The organism is Ewingella americana ATCC 33852 (genome assembly GCF_000735345.1).
In the GTDB taxonomy this organism is placed as follows: Bacteria; Pseudomonadota; Gammaproteobacteria; order Enterobacterales; family Enterobacteriaceae; genus Ewingella; species Ewingella americana.
On record NZ_JMPJ01000026.1, the window covers coordinates 91,270 to 107,593 of the forward strand.

At 55.0% G+C, this 16,324-nt stretch carries 14 protein-coding genes; 12 read left to right on the top strand and 2 right to left on the bottom strand.

What is annotated here, in order from left to right:
* Positions 1 to 101: 101 nt before the first annotated feature.
* Complete coding sequence (locus tag GEAM_RS03865; RefSeq protein ID WP_128124558.1) at positions 102 to 848, top strand: type 2 GTP cyclohydrolase I; 747 nt, start codon at positions 102 to 104, stop codon at positions 846 to 848.
* A 17-nt stretch (positions 849 to 865) separates the two neighbouring features.
* Here GEAM_RS03865 and GEAM_RS03870 read toward each other — a convergent pair whose 3' ends face one another.
* On the bottom strand, positions 866 to 2,317 hold the full coding sequence (locus tag GEAM_RS03870; RefSeq protein WP_034788448.1) for an MFS transporter: 1,452 nt from the start codon (positions 2,315 to 2,317) through the stop codon (positions 866 to 868).
* A gap of 329 nt (positions 2,318 to 2,646) precedes the next feature.
* Here GEAM_RS03870 and pxpB point away from each other — a divergent pair, with 329 nt between their 5' ends.
* The 5 genes from pxpB to nei are packed head-to-tail and all read left to right on the top strand — an operon-like array spanning position 2,647 to position 6,426.
* Complete coding sequence (pxpB, locus tag GEAM_RS03875) at positions 2,647 to 3,303, top strand: 5-oxoprolinase subunit PxpB (protein WP_034788450.1); 657 nt, start codon at positions 2,647 to 2,649, stop codon at positions 3,301 to 3,303.
* The gene (pxpC, locus tag GEAM_RS03880) at positions 3,297 to 4,226 is read left to right on the top strand and encodes a 5-oxoprolinase subunit PxpC (RefSeq protein WP_034788453.1); all 930 of its coding nucleotides are present in this window, start codon (positions 3,297 to 3,299) and stop codon (positions 4,224 to 4,226) included. Before pxpB ends, pxpC begins: the two co-directional genes overlap by 7 nt.
* Before the next feature lies 1 nt (position 4,227).
* A complete protein-coding gene (pxpA, locus tag GEAM_RS03885; RefSeq protein ID WP_034788666.1) occupies positions 4,228 to 4,962 on the top strand; it encodes a 5-oxoprolinase subunit PxpA in 735 nt (244 codons plus the stop codon).
* Positions 4,963 to 4,981: 19 nt separating this feature from the next.
* Positions 4,982 to 5,632: a pyroglutamyl-peptidase I gene (gene pcp, locus GEAM_RS03890; RefSeq protein WP_034788455.1), complete on the top strand. Its 651-nt coding sequence runs from the start codon at positions 4,982 to 4,984 to the stop codon at positions 5,630 to 5,632.
* Positions 5,632 to 6,426 (top strand): endonuclease VIII, encoded by a 795-nt coding sequence (nei, locus tag GEAM_RS03895; RefSeq protein ID WP_034788458.1) that lies wholly within the window; start codon positions 5,632 to 5,634, stop codon positions 6,424 to 6,426. Before pcp ends, nei begins: the two co-directional genes overlap by 1 nt.
* A gap of 57 nt (positions 6,427 to 6,483) precedes the next feature.
* On the opposite strand, the gene GEAM_RS03900 is transcribed toward nei, so the two are convergent.
* The gene (locus tag GEAM_RS03900) at positions 6,484 to 7,770 is read right to left on the bottom strand and encodes a citrate synthase (protein ID WP_034788460.1); all 1,287 of its coding nucleotides are present in this window, start codon (positions 7,768 to 7,770) and stop codon (positions 6,484 to 6,486) included.
* An 875-nt stretch (positions 7,771 to 8,645) separates the two neighbouring features.
* Between GEAM_RS03900 and sdhC the strand changes: the two genes are divergently transcribed.
* From sdhC to odhB, 6 genes are all read left to right on the top strand, one after another.
* The gene (gene sdhC / locus GEAM_RS03905) at positions 8,646 to 9,035 is read left to right on the top strand and encodes a succinate dehydrogenase cytochrome b556 subunit (protein ID WP_034788669.1); all 390 of its coding nucleotides are present in this window, start codon (positions 8,646 to 8,648) and stop codon (positions 9,033 to 9,035) included.
* The gene (gene sdhD / locus GEAM_RS03910) at positions 9,029 to 9,376 is read left to right on the top strand and encodes a succinate dehydrogenase membrane anchor subunit (protein WP_034788463.1); all 348 of its coding nucleotides are present in this window, start codon (positions 9,029 to 9,031) and stop codon (positions 9,374 to 9,376) included. The genes sdhC and sdhD overlap by 7 nt, the downstream gene beginning before the upstream one ends.
* 3 nt (positions 9,377 to 9,379) lie before the next feature.
* Positions 9,380 to 11,146 (top strand): succinate dehydrogenase flavoprotein subunit, encoded by a 1,767-nt coding sequence (gene sdhA, locus GEAM_RS03915; RefSeq protein WP_034788466.1) that lies wholly within the window; start codon positions 9,380 to 9,382, stop codon positions 11,144 to 11,146.
* 19 nt (positions 11,147 to 11,165) lie between these two features.
* Entirely contained in the window at positions 11,166 to 11,882 is a 717-nt protein-coding gene (locus tag GEAM_RS03920) for a succinate dehydrogenase iron-sulfur subunit (RefSeq protein WP_034788470.1), read from the top strand.
* Positions 11,883 to 12,215: 333 nt separating this feature from the next.
* Complete coding sequence (gene sucA / locus GEAM_RS03925; RefSeq protein ID WP_034788472.1) at positions 12,216 to 15,023, top strand: 2-oxoglutarate dehydrogenase E1 component; 2,808 nt, start codon at positions 12,216 to 12,218, stop codon at positions 15,021 to 15,023.
* A gap of 21 nt (positions 15,024 to 15,044) precedes the next feature.
* On the top strand, positions 15,045 to 16,271 hold the full coding sequence (odhB, locus tag GEAM_RS03930; RefSeq protein ID WP_034788475.1) for a 2-oxoglutarate dehydrogenase complex dihydrolipoyllysine-residue succinyltransferase: 1,227 nt from the start codon (positions 15,045 to 15,047) through the stop codon (positions 16,269 to 16,271).
* Positions 16,272 to 16,324: the final 53 nt, after the last annotated feature.

The following is a 16,324-nucleotide window of genomic DNA, read 5'->3' on the forward strand; positions in this document are numbered from 1 at the left end:
AGCGGGCGCGAATAGCACAGCAGGATGCTGCGCCAAGGTTGGGTGTTGGCGGCTTGTCAGTTATCATCACCCTAAATATTCAGACCCCATGAGAGACCGATATGATCAACAACCTTCAGCTTGAATCCTTGATTAATCAGAAACTTGATGTCAGCAGCTTCCATGACTACGCGCCGAACGGCTTGCAGGTGGAAGGGCGCAAGGAGATCAAACGCGTCGTGACCGGCGTGACGGCTTCTCAGGCTTTACTGGACGCGGCGGTGGAGCACAAGGCCGACGCTATCCTAGTTCACCACGGCTATTTCTGGAAAAACGAGCCAGCCGTGGTGCGCGGCATGAAGCGCAACCGTTTGAAAACCTTGCTGCTGAATGACATTAACCTCTACGGCTACCACTTGCCGCTCGACGCCCATCCGGAGCTGGGCAACAACGCACAGCTGGCAAAAATGTTTGGCATTGAGGTGCTGGGTGAGGTGATGCCGCTGGTGCCTTTCGGCGAGCTGAAAACGCCACTCAGCGGCGAAGCGTTGCGCCAGCGTATTGAAGTGCTGCTGGACCGCAACGTGCTGCACAGCGCGCAGGGCGGCCCGGCGGAGATCCGCCGCGTGGCTTGGTGTTCCGGCGGCGGTCAGGGCTTTATTCAGCAGGCGGCGGAGTTTGGCGTCGATGCCTTTATCAGCGGCGAAGTCTCCGAGCAGACCATTCACATTGCCCGCGAAATGGGCCTGCACTTCTACGCCGCGGGCCACCACGCCACCGAGCGTTATGGTGTGAAAGCCTTGGGCGAGTGGCTACAAGCCGAGCATGGATTGGATGTGACGTTCATCGACATCGACAACCCGGCCTAAGAGTCTATTTTTAGCCATTAAAGCACCCGCCGCTCTTTCTCTTCGGGCGGCTCCTCCGGCGCGCTTTCTTCTAACAGGGTGAAGGCGCGCTGCAAGCCGGTATCGGCGTCAGGGTCTGCTCCCTGTGGCGCGAAGGCGCTCGGCTCTTCCTCTTCTTCCTTCTCAATATCATCATTGGCGGCGGCGTCTTCATTGGCCATTTCCGGTGCGGGCATGGTTTCCTGAATCAACTGCTCATCAAAGGCCGGGTTCAAAGCTGGCGACAGCGGCGAACTGCTCAAGCTGTCTGGCATGGCGATATGCGGCAGTGGCGCATCCACCGCCATCACTGTCTCTTCCTCTTTGGCTGACGTCCGACTCAGGGCCACAATCCCGCCGCCGCACAGGGCGAAGAAGGCATACAGAATATTGCCGCCCAGCGGCTCAATCAGCGCACCCACCGCCAGCGGGCCGATACAGGCACCCACGCCAAAGGCCATCAACAGACAGGCGGAAAGGGAAACGCGCCGCTCCGGCTCAATCATGTCATTCGCCAAGGCCACCACCAGTGGGTAGAGGGTGAATTGCATCAGGCTGACCACAAAGCCGACGCCGAGCAGCACCGGGAAAGAGATATGAGTGAAGATAGCCAGCGGCAGCGCGGTGACCGCCAGCAGCACGGCGTTAATGCGCATCAGCATGTTGCGGTTGTAGTGGTCCGACAGCCAGCTGAGGGGGAATTGCGCCAGCAGCCCGGCGAAAATCGCCAGCGCCATAAACAGGCCGGTTTGCTGGGTCGTCAGCTCTTGCTGGCTGGTGTAAATCGGCGCCAGACCATAGAACGACCCGACCACCATGCCAATCAGCAGGGTAGTAGCCAGCACCTTGGGAATGGCGCCAATAAAGAACTTCAGCTCCATCGGCGCGGGGGACATATGGCTGACATTGGTGCGAGTGGTCAGAGCAATCGGCACCAGACAGAGGGAGAAGCAGAGTGCGATGATAATCAGCGTGCTGACCCCCAGCCCGTCGTTAATCATCAGCACCACTTGCCCCAGCGCCATGCCGAGATAAGAGGCGACCATGTAGAAGCCAAACACCACGCCGCGCTGGGCGGCTTCCGCCTGATCGTTCAGCCAGCTCTCCAGCACCATATATTGGCACATCATGCACAGGCCGATGATCAGGCGCAGCACTACCCAAATCGGGATCATCTCAGTCAGGCCGTGGCCTAGCACGGCGGCGGTGATGATCCCCGAGCAGGAGACATAGGCGCGGATATGGCCGACGCGGGCGATAAGGATATGGCCGATTTTGCCACCAATCACCAGCCCGATGTAGTTGGCGGCAATAATGGCACCAATCATTGCGCCGCTGACGTGGATAGCCGACAGCCGCAGGGAGATGTAAGTAGTGAGCAGCCCCGAGCCGAGCAGCATCAGCAGGGTAGTGGTGTAAAGCGGAAAGAATAATGCCAGCGGCTTTTTCAAATCATCTCCCTCTGTCCTTGACGTTGCAGCGGTGTTCGCCGCGCTCAAGAACCCGAATCACTGACTTCAGTCAGCTCATCGGGATTCTTTCCCTTGCTGCCTTGCTGCAACACCAATGCCAGCGATTAACAAAACAACAACAGAATGAGAGTAGCAGTTGAAACACGCGGGCGAAACCTGAAAGGGGTCCGAAAGCGGCGGTTGGCGAGTTGACATCGTCCGTCCGTTTCCCGCATAACTGTTTCCAGTCTAACGATTTTCTTTCTACGGTTTATTTAACAGCTGCTTTTACGGCTGCATCAACAACGGCTTTTTTGAGGAGTGTTTGAGTGCAACGAGCACGGTGTTACCTGTTGGGCGAACGCGCGGTGGTACTGGAACTTGAACCGCCAGTTTCATTAGCCAGTCAGCAACGCATTTGGGGACTTTCCCAGCGTTTGCAGGACTATCCCGGCGTGCGCGAAGTGATCCCCGGCATGAATAATCTGACGGTGTTATTGACCGACCCTGAAAGCTTTGTGCTGGACGCCATCGAGCGTCTTCAGCAGTGGTGGGAAGAGAGTGAGTCGGTCGAGCTGGAGTCGCGAGTGGTTGAAATCCCGGTGATTTACGGCGGCAAGCACGGCCCTGACTTGGAATTTGTAGCCCAGCATACCGGCATGAAACCGCGCAAAGTGGTGGAGTGCCACGCCAGCGCCGAGTACATCGTCTACTTCCTCGGCTTCCAGCCCGGTTTCCCTTATCTCGGCGGCATGCCGGAGAAGCTCAACACCCCGCGTCACGCGGAGCCTCGGCTGGCGGTGCCTGCTGGCTCAGTGGGCATTGGTGGCAGCCAAACTGGCATTTACCCACTGATCACCCCCGGCGGCTGGCAAATTATTGGTCACACGCCGCTGGCGATGTTCGACGCGCGCCAGCCTCAGCCAAGCCTGCTGCGTCCCGGAGATAAAGTGCGCTTTGTGCCGCAAAAGGAGGGGGTATGTTAAGCATTATTCGCGCAGGTATTTTTACCACAGTTCAAGATTTAGGCCGCGGCGGCTACCGCCAGCTGGGTGTCAGCCAGACCGGCGCGCTGGACGCCCCGGCGCTGCGCATCGCTAACCTGCTGGTTGGCAATGAACAAAACGCCGCCGGGCTGGAAATCACCCTCGGTCAGTTCAGCGCCGAATTCAAACGCGCGGGCTGGATAGCCCTGACCGGCGCAGGCTGCCATGCCGAGCTGGATGGCAAAGTGCTGTGGACCGGCTGGCGCTATCCAGTGAAAGCCGGGCAGGTGATCACCCTCAAAACCCCGGCGCGCGGCATGCGCAGCTATCTGGCGGTGTCCGGCGGTATCGACGTGCCGGAGGTGCTCGGCTCGCGCAGCACCGACCTTAAAACGGCCTTTGGTGGCTTAGAAGGCCGCCCGCTGCGCGATGGCGATAAGCTGCCGCTCGGCAAGAAAGGCCAGACCCCGCAGCAGTCGACCGGCATCAAACAGCTGCTGTTTGGCAACCGCATTCGCGCTCTGCCGGGGCCGGAATATCTGGAATTTAGCGAAGAGGCGCGCGAGGCGTTTTGGCGCACCTCGTGGCAGCTCAGCCCGCAGAGCAACCGCATGGGGTATCGCCTGCACGGCCATAGCCTGAAGCGTGAGAGCGACCGCGAAATGTTGTCCCACGGCCTGATCCCAGGCGTGGTGCAGGTGCCGCACGGCGGCCAGCCAATCGTGCTGATGGCCGACGCGCAGACCACCGGTGGCTATCCGCGCATTGCCTGCGTGATTGAAGCGGACCTCTACAACTTGGCGCAGATCCGCCTCGGCGAGCCGGTGCATTTCGTCAAATGCTCGCTGGAAGAAGCCCAACAGGCGTCGAAAGAGCAAGAGCGGTTTATCGAACAGATTAAGTGGGGGCTGCATGGCCGCTAATATCAAAGTGGATTTAAATGCCGATCTCGGCGAGGGCTGCGACAACGATCAGGCCCTGCTGCAACTGGTGAGTTCAGCCAATATTGCCTGTGGCTTCCACGCCGGTGACGCCCAAACCATGCTGCAATCGGTGCGTTGGGCGCTGCAATATGGCGTGGCGATTGGCGCGCACCCGAGCTTCCCGGATCGCGAAAACTTTGGCCGCACGGCGATGCAGCTGCCGCCGGAAACGGTCTATGCGCAGGTGGTATATCAGCTTGGGGCGCTGGCGGCGATCGCCCGCGCCGAGGGCGGCAAGATGGTTCACGTCAAGCCGCACGGCATGCTCTACAACCAGGCGGCGACGGACCCGGCCTTGGCCGACGCCATCGCCCGCGCGGTTCACAGTGTAGACCCAGCCTTGAAGCTGGTGGGGCTGGCGGGCAGTGAGCTGATCCGCGCCGGAAAGCGTTTGGGGCTGGCGACGTCGCAGGAAGTGTTCGCCGACCGACGCTACCAAAGCAGCGGTAATTTGGTGCCGCGCAGCCAGCCAGACGCGCTGATTGAAAGCGATGAGCTGGCCTTGCAGCAGACGCTGATGATGGTTCAGCAGCAGAAAGTGGTCAGCCGTGAGGGTGTCGCGGTGCCGGTGCAGGCCGATACCGTCTGCCTGCACGGTGACGGCGAGCACGCTCTGGCCTTCGCCCGCAGCCTGCGCGAAGCGTTTCGCCAGCAAAATATTCAGGTTTCGGCCTGAATCAATACAAGGATCTCTTATGCGTAAAGTTCTGGTAACCGGTTTTGAGCCTTTTGACGGGGAGCGCCTTAATCCTTCGTGGGAAGTGGTGAAGAAGTTAGAAGATCTGGAGATCTCCGGCGCACGCATTGTGATCCGCCAACTGCCTTGCGTGTTCGGTAAAGCCATTGAGGCATTGAACGCGGCTATTGATGAAGTGGATCCGGCGATGGTGATCGCGGTGGGGCAGGCGGGTGGTCGGACTGATTTTAGCGTCGAACGTGTGGCGATTAACGTCGATGATGCACGCATCCCCGACAATGACGGCAACCAGCCGGTCGACCTGCCTATCGTCGCCGACGGCCCGGCGGCCTACTTCTCACTGCTGCCAATCAAGGCGATTGTCAGCGGGTTGCGCGAGGCGGGCATTCCAGCCTCGGTGTCACAGACGGCGGGCACTTACGTCTGTAACCACATCATGTACGGCCTGCTGCATCGTCTGGCGCAGCCGGGCTGCAAGGTGGTGAAGGGCGGCTTTATTCATATCCCATATTTGCCGGAACAAGCGGCAAAACACCCCAGCCAGCCGAGTATGTCGGTGAAAACCGTGCTTGAAGCGCTCGAGCTGACCATCGCCATTGCCCTGCATACTGAGGAAGATTTGAGGGTTGCGGGAGGCGCGACGCACTGATGCCTGAAGGTCCTGAAATTCGCCGCGCCGCTGACCAGTTAGTGCGCGCGGTGGTCAATAAACCGCTGACCGACGTCTGGTTTGCTTTTCCCGAATTACAGCCCTACCAGTCGGCGCTGATTGGTACGCAGATCACGGCGATTGAAACGCGCGGTAAGGCGCTGCTGACGCACTTCTCTAACGGATTAACCCTCTACAGCCATAATCAGCTGTACGGCGTCTGGCGGGTGGTTGAGGCGGGCCAGCAGCCGAAGGAGAGCAAGCGTTCGCTGCGGGTGAAGCTGCAAAGCACCGACGGCACCATTCTGCTCTACAGTGCGTCTGAGATTGAGATGTGGGCCAGCGACGAGATAGAGAATCATCCGTTCTTGCAGCGCATTGGCCCTGACGTGCTGGATGAGACATTGACGGTGGAGCAAGTGCGCGAACGGCTAGTTTCTACCAAATTCCGCAATCGTCAGCTGGGCGGCATGCTGCTCGATCAGGCTTTCCTGGCCGGGCTGGGTAACTACCTGCGGGCGGAGATCCTCTGGCAGGCCAAGCTGCTTCCCGCGCATAAACCCAAAGACTTGAATGAACAGCAGCTAGATGACTTGGCTGACGCTTGTCTGTCGATTGCGCGTTTGTCTTACGCCACGCGCGGACAGGTGCAGGAGAACAAACACCACGGCGCGCTGTTCAGCTTTCGGGTATTTGGTCGGGCAGGCAAGACCTGTAAGCGCTGCGGCGAAACCATCGTCAAAACCTCGGTGTCTACCCGGCCATTTTTCCACTGTCCCGGCTGTCAGCACTAGGTTTTGAGCAATAAAAAAGGCACTCAATGAGTGCCTTTTTCTCGTCTGCTGACAGACTTATTTCTTTTTCACCTGAGAGCTGAAATCACGTTTGTCATAGCCGGTGTACAGCTGACGTGGACGAGCGATTTTGATGCCGTCCTGGTGCATTTCGTTCCAGTGTGCAATCCAGCCCACGGTACGCGCCATCGCGAAGATAACGGTAAACATGGAAGAAGGAATACCCATGGCTTTCAAGATGATACCTGAGTAGAAGTCTACGTTCGGGTAGAGTTTCTTCTCGATGAAGTACGGGTCGTTCAGCGCGATGTGCTCAAGCTCCATCGCCACTTCCAGCAGGTTGTCTTTCAGATCCAGCTCTTTCAGCACTTCGTGGCAAGTGTCACGCATTACGGTGGCACGTGGGTCATAGTTTTTGTAAACACGGTGACCGAAGCCCATCAGACGGAACGAATCGTTTTTGTCTTTCGCACGTTTGATGAATTCTGGGATGTGATCGACGCTGCTGATCTCTTCGAGCATTTTCAGTGCAGCTTCGTTGGCGCCGCCGTGAGCCGGTCCCCACAGAGATGCGATACCCGCCGCGATACAGGCAAATGGGTTAGCGCCAGAAGAGCCTGCGGTACGCACGGTAGAGGTTGATGCGTTCTGTTCGTGGTCAGCGTGCAGGATAAGAATTCGGTCCATTGCGCGTTCCAGCACTGGGTTCACCACATACTCTTCGCAAGGGGTTGCGAACATCATGTGCAGGAAGTTGCCAGCGTAGGAGAGGTCATTGCGCGGGTAAACGAACGGTTGGCCGATGGAATATTTGTAACACATGGCGGCAACGGTCGGCATTTTGGACAGCAGACGGTAAGCAGCAATTTCGCGGTGACGCTCGTTTTCCACGTCGATAGAGTCGTGGTAGAACGCCGCCAGAGCACCGGTCACGCCGCACAGCACGGCCATTGGGTGCGAGTCACGGCGGAAACCGTGGAACAGGCGAGTAATTTGCTCGTGAACCATGGTGTGGCGTTCAACGATTTTTTTGAAATCTTCGTATTGAGCCTGAGTTGGCGCTTCGCCGTACAGCAGCAAATAGCTCACTTCCAGGAAGGTTGACTCTTTCGCCAACTGATCAATCGGGAAACCGCGGTGCAACAGAACGCCTTCGTCACCGTCGATGTAAGTAATTTTTGATTCGCAAGATGCGGTAGAAGTAAAGCCGGGGTCAAAGGTGAACAAGCCTTTGGAGCCGAGAGTACGAATGTCAATTTCGTCCTGTCCCAAGGTGCCAGATAGCACGTTGAGTTCAATAGGATCTTGACCTTGTAGGGTAAGTGTCGCTTTCTTATCAGCCATTTACAGTCTCCTTAGCGCCTTTATTTTAAAAATCGTCAACAACTGAACAGCCTAAAATATCACCTCAATCCCCGTCATTATTATTTCGGTGGACTCTGCGATCGATTTTAGAAAGGGAACGTAGAGCCAATCGGCTGTGACCTTGGATCACGATTTGACGGAAAGGCGACACTTCATCGTTGTTAAAGATTCGATAGATCTTACAATTCTGTTACTCAGCTTTCGGTGGATCAGTACTTACGACAAGGTTATGGATATAACACAATCCCCACTTTTGCATAACTTGGCGTAACAGGGAAGGGTGGATATGTCTGTCGTAGTCATCACGGATGTGAGCGAATGGCTAATATGTAATGGAAATGTTGATCCAATGTCAAACTACATAATTTATTTTGTTTGGATTGTGAAAAATGGGAGCCTAATCACTGTTTCGCAGAAATGTGACCAAAGCGTTTGTAGGGGAATTGTAATAGGAATGTGATCAACCTATACTTTGCGCCAGGTCTCCGGGTAACCCGAAGTAGGAGCACCCAGCATCACCTTCTTTTGTCTTTCAGGTCAATGGAAAAGCACTGAAGGAGTTCATTTTTGCGCCGTTTAAGCACATCGGATGTCGTTGTTTGAGCGCGGAAAATGTGGAGCTTAAGCTCTAATATATCCAAGTAATTGGAATTGTGGGAAGGCGGCAATTGAGCGAGTCACGATGAGCTTACGTCGGTAAGTGATTCGTGCGAGTGAAAGCGGCCAACGCATCCACAATTTCAAGAACGCAGGATAGATGCTGTCTGAACACCGCCAAGGCCGGAGGAAGGAAAATAAAAAGACCTTCGTCATCACTGCGACAGCCGCGATCACGAAAAGGTTCTATGAGGTGTGTGGGCAAAACCGTGAAAAAACAAAGACCTGTCAATCTGGATCTGCAAACGATCCGGTTTCCCGTAACTGCAATAGCGTCCATCTTACACCGTGTCTCCGGCGTCATTACCTTCGTCGCTGTCGGTATCCTCCTCTGGCTGCTCGGCATGTCACTCTCTTCGCCTGAAGGGTTTGCACACGCAGCTGAAATCATGAATGGCTTCATTGTGAAATTCATCTTTTGGGGAATACTCACCGCACTGGCCTATCACGTCTGCGGTGGCATTCGTCACTTGCTGATGGATTTCGGCTATATCGAAGAGAGTTTAGCTGTCGGTACCCGTTCAGCCCAAGTGGTGATCGGTCTTACCGTCGTGCTGTCAATTCTGGCTGGAGTCTTCGTATGGTAAACAATGTTTCGGCATTAGGACGCAATGGTGTCCACGACTGGCTGCTGCTGCGCGCATCGGCGATCGTTATCACGCTGTATATCCTTTATATTCTGGGCTTCGTTGTGATGGCTCAGGACATTACTTTTGATGTCTGGCAAGGCTTCTTTGCTTCCTCCATTACCAAAGTATTTACCCTGCTGACGCTGCTTTCGATTCTGATCCACGCGTGGATTGGCATGTGGCAGGTGTTAACGGACTACGTCAAGCCTCTGGCTGTTCGACTGGTGCTGCAACTGGCTATCGTCGTGACGTTAGTGGTTTATCTACTTTATGGAACAATTGTTGTTTGGGGAGCGTAGTCAATGAGTCTGCCAGTCAGAGAGTTTGATGCTGTCGTTATCGGTGCAGGTGGCGCCGGTATGCGTGCCGCATTACAGATTTCACAAACAGGCCAAACTTGTGCCTTGATTTCTAAAGTATTCCCAACCCGCTCCCATACGGTGTCTGCGCAGGGCGGTATCACCGTAGCCCTCGGCAACACCCATGAGGATGACTGGGAATGGCATATGTACGATACCGTGAAAGGCTCCGACTATATCGGTGACCAAGACGCGATTGAATATATGTGTAAAACCGGCCCGGAAGCGATTCTTGAGCTGGAACATATGGGTCTGCCTTTCTCCCGTCTTGACGACGGCCGAATTTATCAGCGTCCGTTTGGTGGCCAGTCGAAGAACTTCGGCGGCGAGCAAGCGGCACGTACTGCGGCAGCGGCCGACCGTACAGGTCACGCCCTGTTGCACACCCTTTATCAGCAGAACCTGAAAAACGGCACCACTATCTTCTCCGAATGGTATTCACTGGATTTAGTGAAAAACCAAGACGGCGCGGTAGTCGGTTGTACTGCAATCTGTATCGAAACCGGCGAAGTGGTTTACTTCAAAGCGAAAGCCACCGTGCTGGCGACCGGCGGTGCAGGCCGTATTTACCAATCCACCACTAACGCACATATCAACACCGGCGACGGCGTAGGTATGGCACTGCGTGCAGGCGTTCCGGTGCAGGATATGGAAATGTGGCAGTTCCACCCGACGGGTATCGCGGGCGCGGGCGTGCTGGTGACCGAAGGTTGCCGTGGTGAAGGTGGTTACCTGCTGAACAAAGACGGCGAGCGCTTCATGGAGCGTTACGCACCTAATGCTAAAGACCTGGCGGGTCGTGACGTGGTGGCGCGTTCCATCATGATCGAAATCCGCGAAGGTCGTGGCTGTGACGGTCCTTGGGGCCCACACGCCAAGCTGAAACTTGACCACTTGGGTAAAGACGTTCTGGAATCTCGCCTGCCGGGTATCCTTGAGCTGTCTCGTACCTTTGCTCACGTTGACCCTGTTAAAGAGCCAATCCCAGTTATCCCAACCTGTCACTACATGATGGGCGGCATTCCGACCAAGGTGACCGGTCAGGCGCTGCGTGTGAATGAGAAAGGCGAAGACGTGGTGATCCCAGGTCTGTTCGCGGTAGGTGAAATTGCCTGCGTATCCGTTCACGGTGCAAACCGTCTGGGGGGTAACTCACTGCTCGACCTGGTGGTCTTCGGCCGCGCGGCGGGTCTGCATCTGCAAGAATCTATCAACGAGCAAGGCGACAGCCGCGATGCATCGCAAGATGATATCGACCACGCCCTTGAGCGTCTGAACCGTTGGAACAACACCCGTTCAGGTGAAGATCCGGTGGCGATTCGTAAAGACCTGCAATCCTGTATGCAGCACAACTTCTCGGTATTCCGCGAAGGCGATGCGATGGCGAAAGGTCTGCAAGAGCTGAAAGAGATCCGTGAGCGTCTGAAAAATGCCCGTCTGGATGACACTTCAACAGAATTCAACACCCAGCGCGTTGAATGTCTGGAGCTGGATAACCTGATGGAAACCGCATTCTCCACCGCCGTTTCTGCGAACTACCGTACTGAAAGCCGTGGCGCGCACAGCCGCTTCGACTTCCCAGATCGTGATGATGCTAACTGGCTCTGCCACACGCTTTATCAACCGGAAACTGAGAGCATGACTCGCCGTGAGGTGAACATGCAGCCTAAGCTTCGCGCGGCGTTCCCGCCGAAAGCGCGTACTTACTAGGGCGTTGCGGAGACAGATTATGAAACTCGAATTTTCGATTTATCGCTATAACCCAGATGTTGACGACGCGCCGTACATGAAAGATTACGTACTGGAAGCGGAAGAAGGGCGCGACATGATGGTGCTGGACGCGTTAATCCAGCTGAAAGAGCAGGACCCAACCCTTTCTTTCCGTCGCTCCTGCCGTGAGGGCGTTTGTGGCTCAGACGGTATCAACATGAACGGTAAAAACGGTCTGGCTTGTATCACGCCAGTCTCGGCTTTACAGAAAGGCAGTAAGAAGATTGTTATCCGTCCTCTGCCGGGTCTGCCTGTTGTGCGTGACTTGGTTGTGGATATGGGGCAATTCTACAAGCAGTATGAGAAAATCAAACCTTACCTGTTGAATGATGGGAAGAATCCTCCGGCGCGTGAGCACTTGCAGATGCCGGAAGAGCGCGAAAAGCTGGACGGATTGTACGAATGTATTCTCTGCGCCTGCTGCTCGACGTCTTGCCCGTCGTTCTGGTGGAACCCGGACAAATTCGTGGGTCCGGCCGGTTTGCTGGCTGCTTATCGCTTCCTGATCGACAGCCGTGACACAGAAACGCAATCTCGTCTGGATAATCTGGACGACGCTTTCAGTGTATTCCGGTGCCATAGCATCATGAACTGTGTCAGCGTGTGTCCTAAAGGCCTTAACCCTACCAAGGCTATCGGTCACATCAAATCGATGCTGCTTCAGCGCGGTGCCTGAGTCAGTAAGATGATGTTCACTAGCGGGAACCCAGGTTCCCGCTAACATTAAGTGAGTTATTGGTAACATATTCGCAACAAGGTGCAACAAAGTTGCCCTCGATTGGAGTAGTATAGGGACAGGAGAAAATAATAAGGTCGGATAACGCAGGGTAGCGCCAAAAGCCAACATGCAATACGAGGCAGCAAGTTGATTTTTGGAGGTTCCTTGACAGAGCCACAGGCTCCAGACCAATGAACTGAATATGTATGGAAAACCGTCTTACCACGGTGTATCACGGTCAATATTATTAACCACGGCGAAAACTAAAGCTTCAATGCTTAAGGGATCACGATGCAGAACGGCGCAATGAAGGCCTGGCTGGATTCCTCCTATCTGGCGGGTGCAAACCAGTCTTACATAGAACAACTCTATGAAGACTACTTAACCGATCCTGGTTCCGTTGACGATAGCTGGCGTTCAATTTTTAAACAGCTTCCGACAGTGGGTGTCAAACCAGAGCAACTCCATTCTCAAACACGCGATTATTTCCGACGTCTGGCAAAAGACGCTTCTCGCTATAACTCCGCTATCAGCGATCCGGAAACGGATGCCAAGCAAGTTAAAGTGTTGCAGCTGATTAACGCCTTCCGCTTCCGCGGCCACCAGAATGCAAATCTTGATCCTCTCGGCTTGTGGAAACTTGACGACGTGCCTGATTTGGATCCGGCTTTCCACAATCTGACTGAAGCTGATTTCCAGGAAACCTTCAATGTAGGTTCTTTTGCCATTGGTAAAGAGACCATGCAGCTCGGCGAGCTGTACAAAGCACTGAAGCAAACCTACTGCGGCTCTATCGGCGCTGAGTACATGCACATCACTAACACCGAAGAGAAACGCTGGATCCAGCAGCGTATCGAATCCGTGGTAGGGCGCGCTAACTTCAACGATTCAGAGAAGAAAACCTTCCTGAAAGAGCTGACGTCTGCTGAAGGTCTGGAACGTTACCTCGGCGCTAAATTCCCGGGAGCAAAACGCTTCTCGCTGGAAGGTGGCGACGCGCTGGTTCCGATGCTGAAAGAGATGATTCGTCACGCCGGTAAAAACGGGACGCGTGAAGTGGTGCTGGGTATGGCACACCGCGGTCGTTTGAACGTGCTGATCAACGTGCTGGGTAAAAAGCCTCAGGACCTGTTCGACGAATTTGCCGGTAAGCATAAAGAACATCTGGGCACCGGTGACGTTAAGTACCACATGGGCTTCTCCTCCGACGTGGAAACCGAAGGCGGCATGGTTCACTTGGCGCTGGCGTTTAACCCATCGCATCTGGAAATCGTTAGCCCAGTGGTTATCGGTTCTGTTCGTGCCCGTCGTGATCGTCTGGACGAAGCGCGCAGCAACATGGTTCTGCCAATCACCATTCACGGTGACGCAGCCATCACCGGCCAAGGCGTTGTTCAGGAAACCCTGAACATGTCACTGGCTCGCGGTTATGAAGTGGGCGGTACCGTGCGTATCGTTATCAACAACCAAGTTGGTTTCACCACCTCTAACCCGAAAGATGCGCGTTCTACTGACTACTGTACTGACATCGCGAAAATGGTGCAGGCACCTATTTTCCACGTCAACGCGGATGACCCGGAAGCCGTGGCTTTCGTGACTCGTCTGGCACTGGATTTCCGCAACACCTTCAAACGTGATGTGATGATCGACCTCGTTTGTTACCGCCGTCATGGCCACAACGAAGCCGATGAGCCAAGTGCAACTCAGCCGCTGATGTACCAGAAAATCAAAAAACATCCTACGCCGCGCAAACTGTATGCCGATATTCTGGCTGAGCAGAATGTCGCCAGTGCGGAAGATGCGACCGAAATGGTTAATCTCTACCGTGACGCGCTGGACGCGGGCGACTGCGTAGTGGAAGAGTGGCGTCAAAATGACATGCACACCTTCACTTGGTCTCCGTACCTGAACCACGAGTGGGATGAAGAGTACCCGAACAAGGTTGAACCTAAGCGCCTGCAAGAACTTGCTCGCCGCGTCAGCCATGTTCCAGAAGCCATTGAAATGCAGGCTCGCGTGGCGAAAATCTACGCCGACCGTATTGAAATGGCCGAAGGCAACAAGAAGTTTGACTGGGGCGGCGCCGAGAATCTGGCTTACGCAACACTGGTCGACGAAGGTATTCCAATCCGTATTTCCGGTGAAGATACCGGCCGTGGCACCTTCTTCCACCGCCATGCTGTTGTTCACAACCAGAAAAACGGTTCTGTCTACGTACCGCTGTCCAACATTCATAACAGCCAAGGCGAGTTCAACGTCTGGGACTCCGTGCTGTCTGAAGAAGCAGTTCTGGCCTTCGAATACGGTTACGCCACCGCTGAACCACGCACCCTGACTATCTGGGAAGCACAGTTCGGTGACTTCGCGAACGGTGCTCAGGTGGTTATCGACCAGTTCATCAGTTCCGGTGAGCAGAAGTGGGGTCGCATGTGTGGTCTGGTAATGCTGCTGCCACACGGCTACGAAGGGCAGGGTCCAGAGCACTCCTCTGCGCGTCTGGAGCGTTATCTGCAACTCTGCGCCGAGCAGAACATGCAGGTGTGTATCCCGTCGACCCCGGCTCAGGTTTACCACATGATCCGCCGTCAGGCGCTGCGCGGTATGCGCCGTCCGCTGGTGGTGATGTCACCTAAGTCACTGTTGCGTCATCCTCTGGCCGTTTCGACCATGGATGAACTGGCAAACGGTAGCTTCCTGCCGGCAATCGGTGAGATTGACGAGCTGGATCCGAAGCAAGTTAAGCGCGTCGTGATGTGTTCCGGTAAGGTCTACTATGACCTGTTGGAGCAACGTCGTAAGAACGAGCAAACTGATGTCGCCATCGTTCGTATCGAGCAGCTGTATCCATTCCCGCACAAAGCAATTCAGGAAGTGCTTGAGAAATTCTCACACGTTCATGATTTCGTTTGGTGTCAGGAAGAGCCACTGAACCAGGGTGCCTGGTACTGTAGCCAACACAATTTCCGTGAAGTGATTCCTTTCGGGGCTTCTTTACGTTACGCAGGACGTCCAGCGTCTGCCTCTCCGGCAGTTGGCTATATGTCCGTTCACCAGAAGCAGCAACAAGATCTGGTCAATGACGCGTTAAACGTTAATTAACGAATTTTAGAAGGATTGAGAATGAGTAGCGTAGATATTTTGGTCCCTGACCTCCCTGAATCCGTAGCAGACGCCACGGTTGCCACCTGGCACAAAAAGCCGGGCGACAGTGTAGAACGTGATGAAGTTCTGGTTGAAATCGAAACTGACAAAGTGGTTCTGGAAGTGCCTGCAAGTGAAGCCGGTATTCTGGACAGCATCCTCGAAGACGAAGGTGCAACCGTGGTTTCTAAGCAGATTTTGGCGCGCCTGCGTCCGGGCAACAGCACCGGCAAACCAAGCCAAGAGAAAGCTTCTGATAAAGAATCTACTCCTTCACAGCGCCACACTGCGGCACTGGATGACGAAAGCAGCGATGCACTCAGCCCGGCTATCCGCCGCCTGATTGCTGAGCACTCCCTTGACGCCAGCGCTATCAAAGGCAGCGGTGTGGGTGGTCGTCTGACTCGTGAAGATATCGAAGCGCACTTGGCTAAGTCTGGTAAAGACGCTAAGTCTGACGCAGCTCCGGCGAAAGCTGAAACTGCGGCTGCTCCGGCTATCGGCGCGCGTAGCGAAAAACGCGTTCCTATGACTCGTCTGCGCAAACGCGTTGCCGAGCGTCTGCTGGAAGCGAAAAACAGCACCGCCATGTTGACCACATTCAACGAAATCAACATGAAGCCAATCATGGACATGCGTAAGCAGTACGGCGAAGCGTTCGAGAAACGTCACGGCGTGCGTCTGGGCTTCATGTCCTTCTACCTGAAAGCCGTGGTTGAAGCACTGAAACGCTTCCCAGAAGTTAACGCTTCTATCGATGGCGATGATGTGGTTTACCACAACTACTTCGACGTGAGCATTGCCGTTTCAACTCCACGTGGTCTGGTAACGCCAGTGCTGCGCGACGTTGACACTCTGGGTATGGCTGACATCGAGAAGCAAATCAAAGAGCTGGCCATCAAAGGTCGCGACGGTAAGCTGAAAGTTGAAGAACTGACCGGCGGTAACTTCACAGTGACCAACGGCGGCGTATTCGGCTCGCTGATGTCTACACCAATCATCAACCCACCGCAGAGCGCGATCCTTGGCATGCACGCCATCAAAGATCGCCCAATGGCGGTGAATGGTCAGGTTGTTATCCAGCCAATGATGTATCTGGCGCTGTCCTATGACCACCGTCTGGTTGACGGCCGTGAGTCAGTAGGCTTCCTGGTGACCATCAAAGAAATGCTGGAAGATCCGGCTCGTCTGCTGCTGGACGTCTAGTCCAAGCGGGTCAAGAAAAGAGATCGAAAAGTCTATGGCGCGGTGCGCCGTGC